This is a genomic window from Citreicoccus inhibens, from assembly GCF_019039035.1.
Lineage (GTDB): Bacteria > Myxococcota > Myxococcia > Myxococcales > Myxococcaceae > Citreicoccus > Citreicoccus inhibens.
On sequence record NZ_JAHNZT010000058.1, the window covers coordinates 1 to 15,866 of the forward strand.

The window sequence follows — 15,866 nt, forward strand, 5'->3', positions numbered from 1 at the left end:
GATGACCGTCGCTACCTCGACATGGCCTTGCTGACTTCAAACCCAGGCACCGCTGAATGATGCCGCCAAGGAGCTTTCCTCCCCCGTACCCCCTCCGAACCGACTACACACGATTCGGGACTTGACCGACAAGGACTGCGCCTGGTGCAGCACCAATTCGTAGCACTCCGGCGCGTCTCCGCCCCCCGTCTGCTCCACCTTCTCCACGAAGCGAGCGATGGCCTTCGCGTCGTCCGTGAGGTCCAGCGCCTTCGTCACGTACGTGGAGCGCTCGTCACAGTAGTCGCCGTGGGCGATGATGCCGATGCGGATGCCCGGAATCTCCTTCGTCAGGCGGGCCACCGCACTCCCCAGCTTCTTGCGCACCTGCGCGAGGCACGGATACATGCTGCCCGTGGTGTCAAAGCTGAAGACGACCTCGACCCGATTATCAATCACAGACGTGCTCATGATTGCTCCCCCGTCGCTGCTGTTGGCTGCGATGGGAAGAACAGTACCTGGAGGGTCTGACACGGAATCTGGGGGTTTCCCGTCCGGCTTCGAATCCTTTGGCCCCAGGAAACCGCCTCCGTCCTTGCTCTTGGCGGGGCGCACGCACAGCATGCCCGGCCATCGTGTCCCCCACCGCCGAACCGTCGAATCCGCACCCCACCTACACCGCCCGCCGAGCCTCCGCGCAGGCGGACCTCGCCGCCCTGGATACCGTCAGCGCGCGCTACGCCAACCTGCGCACGGTGGCCTTCCTCGTCGCCGCCATCGTCGCCGTGCTCATCCTCATGGGTCGGCTGCCACGTCCCGCCTGGTGGGTCGTGGCCCTCGCGGTCGTCGGCTACGGCGTGCTCGCCGTAGTGCACCACCAGGTGTTCCTGCGCGAGGCGCGCGCCCGGCTGTACGTGCTCCTCAATGAGCGCGGACTCGCCCGCCTGAGCGGAGGCTGGCGGGAGTTCATCGAGCGCGGCGAGCGATTCCTCTCACCTGCCCACCTGTACACGCCCGACCTGGATGTCTTTGGCCAGGGCAGCCTCTTCCAACTCCTCAACGAGACCGCAACCCGCGCGGGCGAGGAGCGATTGGCCGCGTGGCTCTCCGCCCCCGTCACCGCGGACGTCATCCTCGCGCGGCAAGGCGCGGCACAGGAGCTGGCGCCTCGCGTGGGCTTCCGCCAGGACCTGTGCGTGGACGCGCGCGTGGTGGCCAAGGACAAGGCGGACCCCGGCCTCTTCATCCAATGGGCCGAAGCAGGCCCGTCCCTGAACGCCATTCGTTGGGCCCGCCCTCTCGCGGTGGCGCTGCCGCCCATCACGCTGGCGCTCTATCTGCTCGGTGAGTTCGGCGTGATTCCCGGGTGGACGGTCTGGGTGGGCCTCATGGCCCAGCTCGGGGTAGCGGTGCTCACGCGGCGCACGCTGCGCCACATGGACGAGGGCGTGGAGGCCGGAGAGCGCGGCTTCGCGAAGTACGCCCCCCTCTTCGAGCGCGTCGAACAGCAGACCTTCGAGCACCCGCTGCTGCGCCAGCTCCAGTCCGGACTCCAGCCCCCGGGCGAGCAGCCCGTGTCCGCGCACTTCCGACGCTTCAGCCGGCTCTACTCGCTCATCGAGTTCAAGCGGCACCAGTTCCATCCCCTGGTGCACTGGCTCACGCTCTGGGACATCCACGCGCTGTTCGCGCTGGAGCGTTGGCGCGCGGCCCACGGCAAGCACATCCGCCAGTGGTTCTCGGCGCTCGCGGAGCTGGAGGCGCTCTCGTGCGTGGCCGGGCTCGCGTTCGACCGTCCCGGCTTCGCATGGCCCCAGTTGGAGTCGGATGGCCCGCGCGTGGTCGCCACGGCGCTGGGCCATCCCCTGCTCGACGCGCCCGTCCCCAATGACGTGTCCCTGCCCGGCCCGAGCCATGCGCTGCTCATCACCGGCTCCAACATGAGCGGCAAGACGACGCTGATGCGCGCGGTGGGCGCCAACGTGGTCCTCGCGCTGGCCGGTGCGCCCGTCTGCGCGCGGTCGCTCGCGCTGTCCCCCATGCAGGTGCTCACGAGCATGCGGGTCAAGGACTCGCTGGAGCGCGGCGTCTCGTATTTCTACGCCGAGGTGCAGCGGATCAAGGCCGTGTTGGATGCCGCGGAGGCCGCGCGCGGCCAGGCCCTGTTCCTGCTCGATGAAATCCTCCTGGGCACCAACACGCGCGAGCGACAGATTGCCTCGCGCGAGGTGCTCCGGCTGCTGCTCGCCACGGGCGCGTGCGGCGCGGTGACGACGCATGACCTGTCCCTGGCCACGCTGGCGGACCTGCCCGGCTCGCACGTGCGCAACGTCCACTTCCGCGACCACCTCGAGGACGGGAAGATGGTGTTCGACTATCAGCTCCGCCAGGGCGTGGTGGACACCACCAATGCCTTGCGCGTGCTGCGCTCGGCGGGAATCCCCGTCGACGACACCGAGCCCCCAGCCTGAGTTCCCTGCCCGCTCCGATTCTCGCGAGCGGGCACGATGGGTCCACGCATGCGGCGCCGGCCCGCCTGAGCCCCAAAGCTACTCCCATTCATGCGAGGCTATGACGGCTTCTCATGGCAGGGGGATTCGGCACATGAAGCAACGGGTCTGGCTGTCGATGCTCCTGGGGCTCGCTCCGTTCGTCAGCGGGTGCGGTGGCTCGGAGGGGCGGATTGTCGGCGCGGAGGCGAACACGGCCTTCGTCACCGAGCGCCCCATGATTCACCTGGGCGCGAAGGAAGGGCTCGTGCGCGTGCGCCTGGATGGCTCGGAGCGCGCGCGGGTGTTCCCGACGAATCGCTCGGTGTTGGACTACACGGCGGATGGCCAGCTGTGGATCCTCTCGGACCCCGACACGAACCTCTACGTGGCGGATCAGGGCGGCACGCGGGAGCGCTCGGTGCCCTCGCTCGCGCGACGCGTCAGCCAGGCGCGGCTGTCTCCGGATGGCACCCGCGTGGCGGCCGTGCGGCACGCCGACTTCAGCCTTCCTCAGCGGGATTGGAAGGACGATGACGCGGTCTATCTGGTGGACACCACCACGCTGGAGGTCACGCGCCTGCCGGCCCAGAACGACTCCTGGGCGCTGAATCCCAACTGGAACGCGGAGGGCACCGAGGTCTACCTGGCGCACGAGAGCGGCGGCGCGCAGTGGGTTCGCGTCTCGGATGGCTCGCGCCGCGCCGTGGGAGAGGAGGTGCCGCCTTCGCGACTGCCGCCTCAAGCGGGCCACCTGGACTCGTGTCCCGCGCGCTCACAGACCCTGGAGTCGGATGACCAGGGCATCACCCTCGTCTCCGCCAGCGGCGAGCGAAAGACACTCGTCACCATCGAGGGGCGCAAGCGCGGGTTCCACGACTACGAACCCTCCGTGTCCGTGCGCCTGTTCACCCCGAGCTGCGACCACGTGCTGTTCGGCTTCTCGGGCACCACCTGGGTGGTGCAGGTGGCCACCGGCCGCGTGGGGAAGCTCGCGAGCGGCGCGCAGCCCCACTTCTTCCTGCCCGAGTCGCCCTGATTCGTGGCGACGAAATGAAACGGGCGGACGGAGCCTGAAGCCCCGTCCGCCCGAAGTTTCAATGCGCGAGCGGCTGGATTACTTCGCCAGCTCGACGAGCGCGGCGGCGCCCATGCCACCGCCGATGCACATGCTGACGACGCCGTAGCGGCCGTTGCGGCGCTTCAGCTCGCGCAGGATGGTGGCCACCATGCGCGCACCGGACACGCCCAGCGGGTGGCCCAGGGCGATGGCGCCGCCGTTCGGGTTCACCTTGTCCTGGGGGATGCCCAGCTCACGGATGCAGTAGAGCGCCTGCGCCGCGAAGGCCTCGTTCAGCTCGAAGACGTCGATGTCCTCGACCTTCAGCTTGTTGCGCTCCAGCAGCTTGCGGATCGCGGGGACCGGGCCAATGCCCATGATCTCCGGCGGCACGCCGGCCACGGTGTAGTCGAGGAAGTAGCCCAGCGCCTTGACGCCCAGCTCCTTCGCCTTCTCCTCGCTCATCACCACCGCGGCGGCGGCCCCGTCGGTCAGCGGGGACGCGTTACCGGCCGTCACGATGCCCTTGGGGTTGAACGCGGGGCGGAGCTTCGCCAGACCGTCCGCCGTCGTCTCGGGACGGAGGATGGTGTCCACGGAGACAGTCACCTGCTTGGGGGCGCCGTCCTCGTCGTACATCGTCGTGGTGACGGGGAAGATCTCCTCGTTGAACTTGCCCTGCTCGCGCGCGGTGGCGGCGCGGCGCTGGCTCTCCGCGGCGAACGCGTCCGCGTCCACGCGCGAGACACCGAAGCGCGCCGCGATGTTCTCCGCCGTCACGCCCATGGAGGTGTAGACCTCCGGGTGCTGCTGCATGATTTCAGGGTTGGCGCTGACCTTGTTGCCGCCCATGGGCACCATGGTCATGGACTCGGTGCCACCGGCGATGGCCACCTGGATCATCCCGGCCTGGATGGCCTGGGCCGCCTGGGCAATCGCCTGCGTTCCGGAGGAACAGAAGCGGTTGATGGTCATGCCCGGAACGGTGTCCGGCAGACCGGCCAGCAGGCTGGCGTTGCGCGCCACGTTCATGCCCTGCTCGGCTTCCGGCATGGCACAGCCGAGGATGACGTCCTCGACTTCCGCCGGCTTGAGGCCAGGGACGCGAGCGACCGCCTCCTTGATGGCGAGCGCGGCGAGCGTATCCGGCCGCGTATCCTTGAACTCTCCCTTGTGCGCGCGGGTGAACGGCGTGCGGACCGCGCTGGCAATCACGACTCGACCGGGCATCTCAGGTGTCTCCTTGCCCGGTGAGCCACCGGGCTGATTTCAGATGGCGTTTCATGGAAACCAATGAGTACAGGCCGCGCGCTAGTTCCGCAGCGGCTTGCCCTTCTCCAGCATGAACATCAGGCGGTCCTGCGTCTTCGGCTCGGCGATGAGGCTCAAGAAGGCCTCCAGCTCCAGCTCCAGCAGCCGCTCCTCGGTGACGAGCGCCTGCGGGCTGGTGTCACCACCGGACAGCACGCGCGCCAGCTTCTGGGCGATCTTCCGGTCGTGGGCGCTGATCTGATTATTGAGCTGCATGTCGTACAGCATCATGTCGATGGTGGCCGCGCCGCTGGGCCCCGGCAGCCGGAACCGGGTGGGACGCGGCGGACGGAAGCCCGCGTCCGCCATGCCGAGCACCCGGGCCTTCGCGTCCGACAGGAGGAAGTCGCGGTTGGCCGTGATGCCGTCCTGCGCGGACAGGAAGCCAATCTCGCGGGCCTCCTCGGCGCTGGTGGCGACCTTGGCCATGCCGATGGCCAGAAAGACCTTCTTGAGGAAGGGCAGCGCGTCGAAGTCCTTGTCCGCCGCGTAGGCGCCGAACACGTTGCGCAGCAGCATCATGGTGCCGCCGCCGCCCGGAATCAGGCCCACGCCCACTTCCACCAGGCCCATGTACGTCTCGGCGCTGGCCTGGATGGCGTTGCCGCCCATGGCCGCCTCGGCGCCGCCGCCCAGGGTCAGGTTGAAGGGCGCCGTCACCACCGGCACCGGGCTGTAGCGCATGCGCTGGTTGGCCGCCTGGAACGCCGCCGCCATCTTGCGGATGGCGTCGAACTCCTCGCTCTTGGCCGCCATCAGCATCGCCATGATGTTGGCGCCGGCGGAGAAGTTGGAGCCGTCGTTGCCGATGACGAGACCGCGGAAGTTCTTCTCCGTCTCGTCCAGCGCGGTGTTCATCATCGCGATGATGTCATCGTCGATGGAGTTCATCTTGGAGTGGAACTCCAAGAGCGTGGCGCCGTCGCCCATGTCCCAGAGCGTGGCGCTGTCGTTGCCGGAGATCTTCTTGTTGCCGCGCTTGAGGTACTCCACGCGCAGCGTGCGCGCGTTCTCCGGCACCACCTTCACGGACTGGGTGGGGATGTCCCAGTACGTGTCGCGGCCGTTCTCCACGCCGTAGAAGGACGTGCGGCCCTTGGCCAGCATCTCCTCCACCCACTTGGCGGGCTGCAGGCCGAGCGCCTTCATGCGCTCCACGCCCTTCTTCACACCGTAGGCGTCCCAGACCTCGAAGGGCCCCAGGTCCCAGCCGAAGCCCCAGCGCACGCCGCGGTCCACGTTGACGACGTCGTCGGCGATCTCCGGGATGCGGCGGCTCGTGTAGGCCAGCACGTCCAGGGTGACGTGCTCGGCGAACTTGGCGGCCTTGTCATCGCCGTTGAGCACCGAGGCCACGCGCTCGCGCACGTCCTCGATGTCCTTGGCGGCGCCCAGCGACGGGTAGCGCACCTTCTGCTGCGGCTTGTACTCGAGCGTCTTCAGGTCGAGCGCGAGGATCTCCTTCTCGCCTTCGCCGCCCTTGTTCTTCTTGTAGAAGCCGCCGCCGCTCTTGTCGCCCAGCATCCCCTTCTCCACCATCTTCTGGAGGAACTCGGGGATGGCGAAGACGTTGCGCTCCTCATCCTGGGTGAGCGTGTCGTAACAGTTCTTGGCCACGTGGATGAACGTGTCCAGACCGACGATGTCCGCGGTGCGGAAGACGGCGGACTTGGGACGGCCCATGGCCGGTCCGAAAATCTTGTCCACCTCCTCGATGGACATCTCCGCCTTCGCCATGTCGGCGATGGTCCGCATCATCCCGTACACGCCAATGCGGTTGGCGATGAAGTTCGTGGTGTCCTTGCCGTAGACGATGCCCTTGCCGAGCACCTCTTCGCCAAAGCGGTGAACGAGGTTCACCACGGCGGGGTCGGTCTCCGGGCCGGACACCAGCTCCAGGAGCTTCATGTAGCGCACGGGGTTGAAGAAGTGCGTCACCAGGAAGCGCTTCTTGAACTCGGCGCCGCGGCCCTGGGTCATCCCGACGATGGAGAGGCCCGAGGTGTTGCTGCTGACGATGGCGTCCTTGCGGGCGTGCTGCTCGACCTTCGCGAACAGGGCCTGCTTGACGGTGAGGTCCTCCTTCACCACCTCGATGACCCAATCGCACTCGGCCAGCCGGTGCATGTCGTCGTCGAAGTTGCCCACCTCGATGGCCGTGAAGACCTGCTCGGACACGATGGGGCTGGGCTTCTGCTTGCGCATGTTCGCCAGCGCGCCCTGCGCGAACTTGTTGCGAAACGCCTTGGACGAAGTGTCCTCACCCGGTGCGGCCTTCGGGGGGACGATGTCCAGCAGCAGCGCGCGCACGCCGGAGTTGGCCAGGTGGGCGGCAATGCCGCTGCCCATCACGCCAGCGCCCAGCACCGCCACTTTTCGGATCCGCGTCGTCATCGGAAATGGCTCCCTAAATGGAAGAGGGGATTGCACAAATGTAGGCGATTGACCCGGAAGTCAACCGGCATCCATGTCGCGGGTGCTCGCCAGGAGGTCGTCACACCGACTACAAGCGGGCCTTCCATGGCTCGCCTCGACCCGCACTCGTACAACGACGACACGCAGCCGGAGACGGAAACGCTGGACTGGAAGGCCCGCGTCGATTTCCGGACGCGCCGCCTGCACGCGGAGGCCACCCTGACGCTGAAGGAAGCGTCCGCGGGACCTCTGGACCTGGACACGAGAGACCTCGACATCCGCTCCGTGGTGGATGGCCAGGGTCATCCCCTACCCTTCCAGGTGTCGCCTCCCGAGCCCATCCTGGGCAGCCGGCTGCGCATCCAGCTTCCCTCTGGGGTGAAGCAGCTCACGGTGCGCTACCGCACCTCGCCCGAGGCGAGCGCGCTCCAGTGGCTGACGCCCTCCCAGACGGCCGGGGGCCAGCACCCGTTCCTCTACAGCCAGTGCCAGGCCATCCACGCGCGCAGTGTGGTGCCGCTCCAGGACACCCCGCGCCTGCGCATCCGGTACCGGGCGACGCTCCAGGTGCCCAAGGCGCTCAAGGCGGTGATGGCGGCCAGCTTCGTGCGGCGGGAGGAGCACGGGGTGGAGGCCGAGGAGCACTACGAGATGCCGCAGCCGGTGCCTCCGTACCTCCTGGCGTTCGCGGTGGGCAGTCTGGCCATGCGGACGCTGGGGCCCCGCTCGCGGGTATGGGCGGAGCCGGAGCTCTTGGAGGACGCCACGGAGGAGTTCTCGGGCGTGGACGAGATGCTGCGGGCGGCGGAGTCGCTCTTCGGGCCGTACGACTGGGAGCGGTTCGACCTGCTCACCATGCCGCCGTCGTTCCCATATGGCGGAATGGAGAACCCGCGCCTCACCTTCCTCACGCCCACGCTCATCGCGGGGGACAAGAGCCTGGTGAACGTGGTGGCCCATGAGCTGGCGCACTCATGGACGGGCAATCTGGTGACGAACGCGTCGGCGGAGCACTTCTGGCTCAACGAGGGCTTCACCGTGTTCGCCGAGCGCCGCATCCTGGAGGCGCTGGCGGGCCCCGAGGTCGCCGCGCTGCACGCGGCCCTGGGCCGGCGCTCGCTGGACGAGGCGATGAACCACTTCCGCGCGCACCCGCAGCTCACCGCGCTGCGCACGCACCTGGACGGCGTGGACCCCGACGAGGCGTTCTCCCAGGTCCCCTACGAGAAGGGCTACCTCTTGCTCCGGGCCATGGAGGACGCGGCCGGGCGCGAGGCGTTCGACGGCTTCCTGCGGCGCTACCTGGACACCTACCGCTTCCGGGCGCTCACCACCGAGGAGTTCATCACCTTCACGGAGAAGGAGCTGCCCGGCGTCCTGGCCAAGGTGAACGCGGAGGCATACCTGGACCAACCGGGAGTGCCCGCGCACGCGCCGAGCCCGCGCTCGAAGCGGCTGGAGGCGCTGGAGGCCCTGAAGGGCAAGGTGCCCACGGCCGAGGTCGTGAAGGACTGGACCCCCACCGAGTGGCAGCTCTTCCTGGAAGGGATGCCTCAGGGCACGTCGCGCGACGTGTTCCGGCAGCTCGACGAGCGCTTCCACCTGACGGACAGCCGCAACTCGGAAGTGCTGGTGACGTGGCTGGTGGCGGCGGTGCGCGCGGGCTGGGAGCCGGCGCTGGCGCGGGCCGAGGCGTTCCTGGGCGAGGTGGGCCGGATGAAGTACCTCAAGCCCCTGTACGGCGTGCTGGGCGCGTCGCGCGAGCACCGGGCACGGGCGCGCTCGCTGTTCCAGCAGTATTCGGAGCGCTATCACCCCATCGCGCGGCAGGGCGTGGAGCTCATCCTCTCGAGGAGCTGAGCAACGCCCGCGCGGGCGCGGTGGCTACTTCGCCACCGCGTCCAGGCGCTTCTTGGACAGCGCCAGGTACTCCGGGTTCATGTCCATGCCGATGTAGCGGTGGCCGGCCTTCAGCGCGGCCACGCCCGTGGTGCCGCTGCCGTTGAACGGGTCCAGGATGAGGGAGTTCTCGGGGCAGCTCGCCTCGATGATCCGCTCCAGCAAGGCCACCGGCTTCTGGGTGGGGTGGCTGCCGAAGGCCTTCTCCTCGCCGCGGGGCGCGGTCTGCGTCCACATCCGGCCGGCGCCGTCCGCGGTCAACTCCTCGTCCCCGTTGCGCGGCAGGGCCCAGACGTCGCGCATCTGCTTGCCGCCGTTCTCCGCCTTCATGCGCGCGTAGTTGAACGTGTGCTGGAGCTTGCCGCCGGACTTGGGCGAGGCCCAGATGAGCAGCTCGGTGGAGTGCGTGAAGTAGCGGCACGCCAGGTTCGGGCTGGCGTTGGGCTTGTACCAGGTGACGGTGTTGAGCAGCTTGTAGCCGAGCTTCTGCATGGCGAAGCCGACGTTGAAGATGACGTGCTGGGTGCCGCTCACCCACAGCGTGCCCGAGGGGCGCAAGAGGCGCTGGCAGGCCGCCAGCCACTCGGTGGTGAAGCGGTGGTCCTCCTCCACGCCGCGCGACACGTCCCACTGGCCCTTGGCCACCGACACGCGCTTGCCACCCTTGCAGGTGGTGCCGCCGTTGGAGAGGAAGTACGGGGGGTCCGCGAAGATGAGGTCGAAGGACTGCTCGGGCAACTGGGCCATCATCTCCAGGCTGTCGCCCTGGAGCAGGGTATAGGCCTCGCCCCGCTTGGCGTACACGCTGTCATTGAGGGTGCGCCGGACAATCTTCAGGGCAGGGGCAGCAGCTTCCGCGAACATCTCGCCTCCGTCGGACTCGTCGTCGTGGGTGGGACGCGGCGGACTGTGCAGTCACCTGAGTGCTACGTCGAATTTCTGGCCTGTAGCACTCGAAAACTTGACGGAGAGCGGAGGCCAGAAATGCCGCGAGCAGGGCGGGAGCACCTCTGGAAGAGGCCCTCCACTGCCCTGCTCGTGGGGACTGCTGAGGCCCTGGGGGCCGGCTGACGACTAGGCCTTCTTGGCCTTCGCGTCGGCGGCCTCGGCGGCCTGCTTCTTCGCGGCGTCCGTGGCGGCGTACTTCTTCTTGAAGCGGTCGATACGGCCAGCCGTGTCGAGCAGCTTGTACTTACCGGTGAAGAAGGGGTGGCAGTTCGAGCAGACTTCCACGCCGAACGAGCCGCGCGTGGACCGGGTCTCGATGATGTTGCCGCACGCACAGGTGACGCGGGACGGCGGATAGACCGGATGCAGGTCGGGCTTCATGGCAACGCTCCAGTGCGCCTTGCCCCCACCCGCCATTGGGTGGGAGGTCCGGCGATTGAGGTGGGTCAGGGCTTATAACGGCCGGCCCGCCCTTTCTCAAGGCCGCGTGTGGGACAGCCAACGGGCGGGGGGCCGAGGGGTTGCTCACCCCACGCTGGGCGCGGCGGTCGCCTGCAAGGCAGGAGCGGCGGGGCCCGCGGCGCGCCACAGCCGACGCGCGGTGGCCAACATGAACAGGCCCATGGTGCCGTTCGCCAGTAGCCACGAGATGTAGAGGAAATGAGCCGTGAACCAGAGGTACGGCATCAGGAAGAGGCACCTAGCGAAAACGAGAGCCACGACGGCCACCGCCGAGATGATGCCCGCTCGCCGATTGACGATGAGCAGCAGAAGCGTCAGCGGGTTGAGGAACGTGAGAGCATCGATCATCGCCAGAATGACCACTGGGATGTGCGGGTCCGACGGGTCTTGGTACAGGAAGCCGTGAGCGATGACGCCACTGAGATGGGCGTACGTCCCGACGGAGAAGCACACGAAGTAAATCGCCAGGATGATGCGGTTGGGCCACGGGGAGCCCTGAACCGGGGCACTGCTCGTCTGGGTGCTCATATTCGTATCTTTCCGGCCCGGGAGGGCACGGCCGCCTTCTCCCAGGAAGCACTCCGAGCCCAGGGTGTGGGTCGATGAAACATCGGTGGGCCCGGATTTCCCGTGGAGCGTAGACGAAACAGCGGCTCCGGAACACGTGTCCCCCGCCCTGCCTGTGTTTCAGGGCTGGGGGACGTGTCCGGAGTTGGGACGCGGGCCGCGCCTCAGTGGGCCGCGGAGCCCGGGGGCTCGATGCGATCCACCCGTTGCTGCACGGCGGGGTCCGCCGCCACCGACTCGGTGAGCTGAACGTAGGAGAGCAGGTGCGTGCGGCTCTTGCCCGCGGAGGCCGCGTCGGCGAGCTTGCGCAGCGACTCGCGGCGCTCCTCGAAGGACGTGAGCGTCTGCGTGAGCATCTCCCGCTGCGCGGCATCCTTCTCCGTGCCGAGCCGCTCCTTCACGCGGGCGATGTTGTTCTCCACCATCCGCTGGCTCTCCCGCGCGCGGGTGGACTCGGAGAGGTCCACGAAGGGCCCTGGGCCGTCGATGGACAGATCCAGCTTCGCGACCTGCCGGCCTCGCTCACCCGGGGGAATCAGCGTCGCGAGCCCCTGGCGCTGGGCCATGCCTTCGCCGCGCCCTTCGTGAGACTGCACGACGAAGTCCACGCCCTCGACGTCCTGGGCCAGCCGCACGGTCGCGTCGTAGGGCACCGCGGCCAGGACGACCACCAGGTCCACGTGCTCCTCCTTGCGCAGCCGCCTGGCCTCGGCGGACACGGCTGGCAGCACGGGCAGGCCGCGCACGGGCGGCGCCTGGGGCAAGGCGGGGCCCGTGGGCGGAGACACGCCCACCACGCCCACTTTCAGTCCCCCGGCGGTCACCACCTGGGAGGCGGGGAAGAGGAGCTGGCCCTTCGCATCCGTGAGGTTTGCCGAGAGCAGCTTGAACTTCGTCCCCTTCGTCCGCGCCTTGAGGAAGTCCACGCCCAGCATGAGGTCGCGCGCGCCCACGGCCATGGCCGCGTAGCCCTGCGCCTCCATCTGCTGGAGCAGCAGCTCCGCGCGCGCTCGCGCGGTGGGCTCCTCCCGGATATCCGTGCTCTTGAAGAGGGCGTTGCCTGCATCCAACACGAGCACCGGCGCGCCCTTCGCGCGCTCCTGCTCGAGGACCGTCGCGCGTCTGGCCAGACCGCCAGACGGGTTGTGGCGTCAACCACAGGGGGCGATTTCGCCCCCGTTGTCTCCCGTGAAGACGAGCACGAGCTTCTTGGGCGCGGCGCTCGCCCACACGGGCACGAGCAGCAGCGCGAGCGCGACGAATCCCCTGAGGCGAGGGCTCACTTCTTCCCCTTCTTCGCGGGCGGAGGCGGCGGCGCCGGCTTCTTGTCCAGCTCCGTCAGGCGCGTGCGCGCCGTCTTGGCCGCCTCGGACTTCGGATAGCTCTTCACCAGCTCCTCCAGCGCGAGCCGGGACTCTTCCTTCATCTTCAGCTTCTGGAAGCAGTCGGATGAGCGCAGGTACGCCTCGGGCGCGGAGGCCGTCTTGGCGTGGTCCTGCACCACCTTGCCGTACTCGAAGAGGGCCTCGCGGCACTTGGACTCGGCGAAGTACGTCTCGCCCAGGCCGAAGTGCGCCTCGCCGGCGAGCGGATCATTCGGCCACTTCTTGATGAACTCGCTGTAGAGCTGCCGCGCCACCAGCCCCTCGCCGGCCTTCGCCTTCTCCTGGGCGAGCGCGAGGAACTCCTTCTTGTCGGCGGGGCGCTTGAGCTCCTCGGCCTTCTTCTTGGCCTCGGCTTCCTTCACCGCGTCCGTGCCCTGGAGCGCGAGCAGCTTCTGATTGGTGTCCTCCGAGGACTTGTTGAGCGCCGTCTCCAGCTCGCCAATCTTGTAGAGGTACGTCTCCACCATGCCGCGCAGCTGCGCCAGGTCCTCCATCGTCTTCTGGAGCTGGATGCCGATGTCCGCGTCCTTGCGCCGCGCGGCGGTGTCCAGGCTCTGGAGCGCTTGGGTCACCTCGGTGACCTTCTCGTCGATCTTGGGGAGCGTGGCGGCGAGCTGGTCGCGCGCCTCCTTCAGCTCCGCCTCCATCCGAACGTTGTCAGCGCTCAGCTTGTCCACCTTCGCTTCGAGCGCACGGCCTCGATCCGCGGGGTAGAAACATCCGGGCAGGGAAGCCAACAGGGCGACCAACACGAGCCTTCGCATGGGGTCGGCATCCTACGGCCAAATGACTCGCGCGTCGGCCTCGATTTCTTGAGGCCGAGACGCCCTGGAATCAACGGCGCGCGGAGGCGGACTCCAGCCGCTCGATGGCGTGTGCGCAGGCGACGCGCAGCCGTGCCGGGTTGAGGAGGAAGGGAACCGAGACTGCCCGGCCGGTGTCCACCGCGCCGAGCGCCCGCCTGTACTCTCCCACGGCTTCGTCGGGGCGCCCCCCCTGCTCCAACAACAGGCCGAGCAGATACCGAGCCGCGGCGAGGTCCGGCGCCAGCTCCAGGCAGCGCCGCAGAGCCACTTCGGCGGAGGGCGGTGTTGCCCGAGGGCCCACGTCCGAATCGGCCACGAACCGCGCGGCCTCGCGCGCCCCATTCGACTCGACGGCGCGCCTCGCCTCCTCGTCGCTGGAGAGCGGCGCCGCATCAGAGGTGGAGCCCTCCAGCACTCGCGCGAAGAGGCGCGCGGCCTCGGGGTGAACGCCTCCGGGCGGCGCTGGGGTTGAGGGCACGGTCGCGAACTTCCCCGACTCGCGTCGGGCACCCTGGCCGCCCACGGGCTCCGTGTCCCTGCGAACCTGCGGCACGGGCGTCCGCAGCGTCTCCATCCGCGGCGCGGCGATGGGCAGCGCCGCTCCGGACGCGTCGGCTCGAACGTAGAAGAAGGCCTGCTCCGCCCGGAGCAGCTTCAGGGGAGGAGGGACCTGAAGCAGCGGCTCCGCGGAAGACAGCACCAGGGTTCCACCCGGCGCGAGCCGCCCGGCCAGCTCGACGACGGTGCGTTGAAAGGCCTCCGCCGTGAAGTAGATGAGGACGTTGCGGCAGAAGATGACGTCGAAGCCGCCGCCCTCGGGCCGAGGGTACGGCGTGTCCATCAGGTTGTGGAGCCGGAAGCTCGCGCGGGCCCGCAAGGCAGGGGCCAGCGCCACGCGGCGGCCGTCCCAGACGAAGCAGCGCTCACGCAGGCCGGGGGGGACTCGCCGCAGCGCCTCCGCGGGGAAGCTCAGCGTGCGCGCCTGCGCCAACACCGACTCGCTGATGTCCGTCCCCAGCACGGTGCTGGCGGGGTCCGCGCCGGCCTCTTCCAGCAAGGCCAGCAGCGTCGCCACCTCCTCGCCCGTGGCACAGCCCGCGCTCCACACGCGCAGCGGCCCTCGGGCGCTCGCCACCCGAGGCGCCAGCACCCGCGAACGGAACGCCGCGAGCTGCACCTCGTCACGGAACAGGTCTGTCTTGTGCACGACGACGGCGCGCACCAACTGCTCCAGGTCCGCCGCGCCCGCCGCGGAATTGAGGTGCAGCACGTACTGCGGCGCCAAGGCGTGGCCCTGGAGCACCGCGAGCCGCTCGTCCAGCCGCCTCGCCTGCGCGGGCGAGAGGGCCATGCCCGTGCGCTCCGCGATGAACGCGTGCACGGGCCCGCGGTGCGGAGCCAAAGCCCCCACCGGCGCTCAGCGCCCCGCGGCCAGGGACTCGCCGCGCGCCAGCCTCACGAGCGTGGCGGCCACGTCGTCCCCGTGGATGAGGTGGTCCACCGCCTTGCGCTCCACGGCCTCGCCGGGCATGCCGAACACCACGCAGGACTCCTCGTTCTGCGCCAGCGTCAGGCCACCGCCCTGCTTGATGGCCAGGAGCCCCTCCGCGCCGTCCGCCCCCATTCCCGTCAGCACGAGCCCCACCGCGCGCCGGCCGTACGCCTTGGCCGCGCTCTCCAGCAGCACCGTGCCGCTGGGCATGTGGCCATCCCGCTCCGTGCCCGGCTTGAGCGCCACGCGCCCGCGGAACGGCGTGATGGTGTGCAGCCCCGGCGGCGCGATGAGCACGTGGCCCGGCATGAGCGGCTCGCCGTCCTGCGCGAGTCGGACCTTCAGCTTGCTCGCGTTGGCGAGCCAGCCCGCCAGCGACTCGGAGAAGGCCGCGTTGATGTGCTGGACGATGACGATGGGCGCCGGGAAGTCCGCCGGCAGCTCCGACAACATCCGGTAGAGCACCTGGGGCCCCCCCGTGCTCGCGGCCACCGCCACGATGCCCATGGACACCGGCGGCATGGCGGTGACGGGCCGAGGCATCAGCTGCGCCCGCTTGGGGCCGCGCAGGTGACGGATGACCCGAACGGACGACAGGAGCTTCACCTCGCGCACGAGGTTCCACGCGTCCGGCCCCGCGTCGATGGCGGGCTTGATTTGCAGCGCCAGCGCGCCCAGCTCCAGCGCGCGGCACGTCAGCTCCGGCGCCTGCGAGCGCGGATCAGCCGTCAGCACCAGGATGGGCGTGGGGCACTCGGCCATGATGTGCTCCACGGCCGTGAGCCCGTCCATGACGGGCATGTCCACATCCATGGTCACGACGTGGGGGCGCAACTCCTTCGTGAGGGCGATGGCCTGCTTGCCGTCGGCGCAGCTCCCAACCACCTCGATGTCAGGGTCCTGGCTCAACGCTTGGCTGATGAGCTGCCGGCAGATGAGCGAGTCATCCACCACCAGCACCGACACTTTCTTCCCCATGTCTCGTGCATACCCCGTGCGTGCCGCCGGGAGTATAGCCAATGCGCGGTGCCAACTCAGAGGGCTTCGTCACCC

General features: G+C 68.9%; 14 protein-coding genes. 3 read left to right on the top strand and 11 right to left on the bottom strand.

Features of this window, described 5'->3' with window-relative positions; all coding sequences use genetic code 11:
* Nucleotides 1–36: 36 nt before the first annotated feature.
* Entirely contained in the window at nt 37–450 is a 414-nt protein-coding gene (locus KRR26_RS34510; protein ID WP_236069492.1) for a vWA domain-containing protein, read from the bottom strand.
* Nucleotides 451–614: 164 nt separating this feature from the next.
* On the opposite strand from KRR26_RS34510, the gene KRR26_RS34515 reads away from it, so the two are divergent.
* Complete coding sequence (locus tag KRR26_RS34515) at nt 615–2,450, top strand: MutS family DNA mismatch repair protein (RefSeq protein WP_217081927.1); 1,836 nt, start codon at nt 615–617, stop codon at nt 2,448–2,450.
* Nucleotides 2,451–2,583: 133 nt separating this feature from the next.
* Nucleotides 2,584–3,507, top strand: a complete 924-nt coding sequence (locus tag KRR26_RS34520; protein ID WP_217081928.1) for a TolB family protein — start codon at nt 2,584–2,586, stop codon at nt 3,505–3,507.
* A 78-nt stretch (nt 3,508–3,585) separates the two neighbouring features.
* Here the strand turns inward: KRR26_RS34520 and KRR26_RS34525 are convergent, their stop codons facing one another.
* Both KRR26_RS34525 and KRR26_RS34530 read right to left on the bottom strand, forming a co-directional pair.
* Nucleotides 3,586–4,758 (bottom strand): thiolase family protein, encoded by a 1,173-nt coding sequence (locus tag KRR26_RS34525; RefSeq protein ID WP_120208280.1) that lies wholly within the window; start codon nt 4,756–4,758, stop codon nt 3,586–3,588.
* Between the two features lie 81 nt (nt 4,759–4,839).
* Complete coding sequence (locus KRR26_RS34530; protein WP_217081929.1) at nt 4,840–7,233, bottom strand: 3-hydroxyacyl-CoA dehydrogenase/enoyl-CoA hydratase family protein; 2,394 nt, start codon at nt 7,231–7,233, stop codon at nt 4,840–4,842.
* Nucleotides 7,234–7,359: 126 nt separating this feature from the next.
* On the opposite strand from KRR26_RS34530, the gene KRR26_RS34535 reads away from it, so the two are divergent.
* The gene (locus KRR26_RS34535; RefSeq protein ID WP_217081930.1) at nt 7,360–9,114 is read left to right on the top strand and encodes a M1 family metallopeptidase; all 1,755 of its coding nucleotides are present in this window, start codon (nt 7,360–7,362) and stop codon (nt 9,112–9,114) included.
* Between the two features lie 24 nt (nt 9,115–9,138).
* On the opposite strand, the gene KRR26_RS34540 is transcribed toward KRR26_RS34535, so the two are convergent.
* The 8 genes from KRR26_RS34540 to cheB all read right to left on the bottom strand — a co-directional run bounded on the left by KRR26_RS34540 (nt 9,139) and on the right by cheB (nt 15,791).
* Entirely contained in the window at nt 9,139–10,017 is an 879-nt protein-coding gene (locus tag KRR26_RS34540; protein WP_120208274.1) for a DNA-methyltransferase, read from the bottom strand.
* Between the two features lie 210 nt (nt 10,018–10,227).
* Complete coding sequence (gene rpmE, locus KRR26_RS34545) at nt 10,228–10,482, bottom strand: 50S ribosomal protein L31 (protein WP_120208272.1); 255 nt, start codon at nt 10,480–10,482, stop codon at nt 10,228–10,230.
* A 144-nt stretch (nt 10,483–10,626) separates the two neighbouring features.
* Complete coding sequence (locus tag KRR26_RS34550; protein ID WP_217081931.1) at nt 10,627–11,091, bottom strand: hypothetical protein; 465 nt, start codon at nt 11,089–11,091, stop codon at nt 10,627–10,629.
* A gap of 203 nt (nt 11,092–11,294) precedes the next feature.
* Nucleotides 11,295–12,209: a metallophosphoesterase family protein gene (locus tag KRR26_RS34555; protein WP_217081932.1), complete on the bottom strand. Its 915-nt coding sequence runs from the start codon at nt 12,207–12,209 to the stop codon at nt 11,295–11,297.
* 72 nt (nt 12,210–12,281) lie between these two features.
* Nucleotides 12,282–12,413, bottom strand: a complete 132-nt coding sequence (locus KRR26_RS37520; protein ID WP_268905924.1) for a hypothetical protein — start codon at nt 12,411–12,413, stop codon at nt 12,282–12,284.
* Nucleotides 12,410–13,279 (bottom strand): tetratricopeptide repeat protein, encoded by an 870-nt coding sequence (locus tag KRR26_RS34560; protein ID WP_120208266.1) that lies wholly within the window; start codon nt 13,277–13,279, stop codon nt 12,410–12,412. The genes KRR26_RS37520 and KRR26_RS34560 overlap by 4 nt, the downstream gene beginning before the upstream one ends.
* A gap of 70 nt (nt 13,280–13,349) precedes the next feature.
* Entirely contained in the window at nt 13,350–14,702 is a 1,353-nt protein-coding gene (locus KRR26_RS34565; protein ID WP_328707269.1) for a CheR family methyltransferase, read from the bottom strand.
* Nucleotides 14,703–14,738: 36 nt separating this feature from the next.
* On the bottom strand, nt 14,739–15,791 hold the full coding sequence (gene cheB, locus KRR26_RS34570) for a chemotaxis-specific protein-glutamate methyltransferase CheB (RefSeq protein ID WP_217081933.1): 1,053 nt from the start codon (nt 15,789–15,791) through the stop codon (nt 14,739–14,741).
* Nucleotides 15,792–15,866 lie beyond the last annotated feature (75 nt).

Excerpts from the sequence above, each read along its gene's own strand:
- KRR26_RS34550 (WP_217081931.1), bottom strand. The coding sequence starts at position 11,091 with ATGAGCACCCAGACGAGCAGTGCCCCGGTTCAGGGCTCCCCGTGGCCC.
- cheB (WP_217081933.1), bottom strand. The coding sequence starts at position 15,791 with ATGGGGAAGAAAGTGTCGGTGCTGGTGGTGGATGACTCGCTCATCTGC.
- KRR26_RS34540 (WP_120208274.1), bottom strand. The coding sequence starts at position 10,017 with ATGTTCGCGGAAGCTGCTGCCCCTGCCCTGAAGATTGTCCGGCGCACC.
- KRR26_RS34535 (WP_217081930.1), top strand. The coding sequence starts at position 7,360 with ATGGCTCGCCTCGACCCGCACTCGTACAACGACGACACGCAGCCGGAG.
- KRR26_RS34510 (WP_236069492.1), bottom strand. The coding sequence starts at position 450 with ATGAGCACGTCTGTGATTGATAATCGGGTCGAGGTCGTCTTCAGCTTT.
- KRR26_RS34530 (WP_217081929.1), bottom strand. The coding sequence starts at position 7,233 with ATGACGACGCGGATCCGAAAAGTGGCGGTGCTGGGCGCTGGCGTGATG.
- KRR26_RS34560 (WP_120208266.1), bottom strand. The coding sequence starts at position 13,279 with ATGCGAAGGCTCGTGTTGGTCGCCCTGTTGGCTTCCCTGCCCGGATGT.
- KRR26_RS34525 (WP_120208280.1), bottom strand. The coding sequence starts at position 4,758 with ATGCCCGGTCGAGTCGTGATTGCCAGCGCGGTCCGCACGCCGTTCACC.
- rpmE (WP_120208272.1), bottom strand. The coding sequence starts at position 10,482 with ATGAAGCCCGACCTGCATCCGGTCTATCCGCCGTCCCGCGTCACCTGT.
- KRR26_RS34520 (WP_217081928.1), top strand. The coding sequence starts at position 2,584 with ATGAAGCAACGGGTCTGGCTGTCGATGCTCCTGGGGCTCGCTCCGTTC.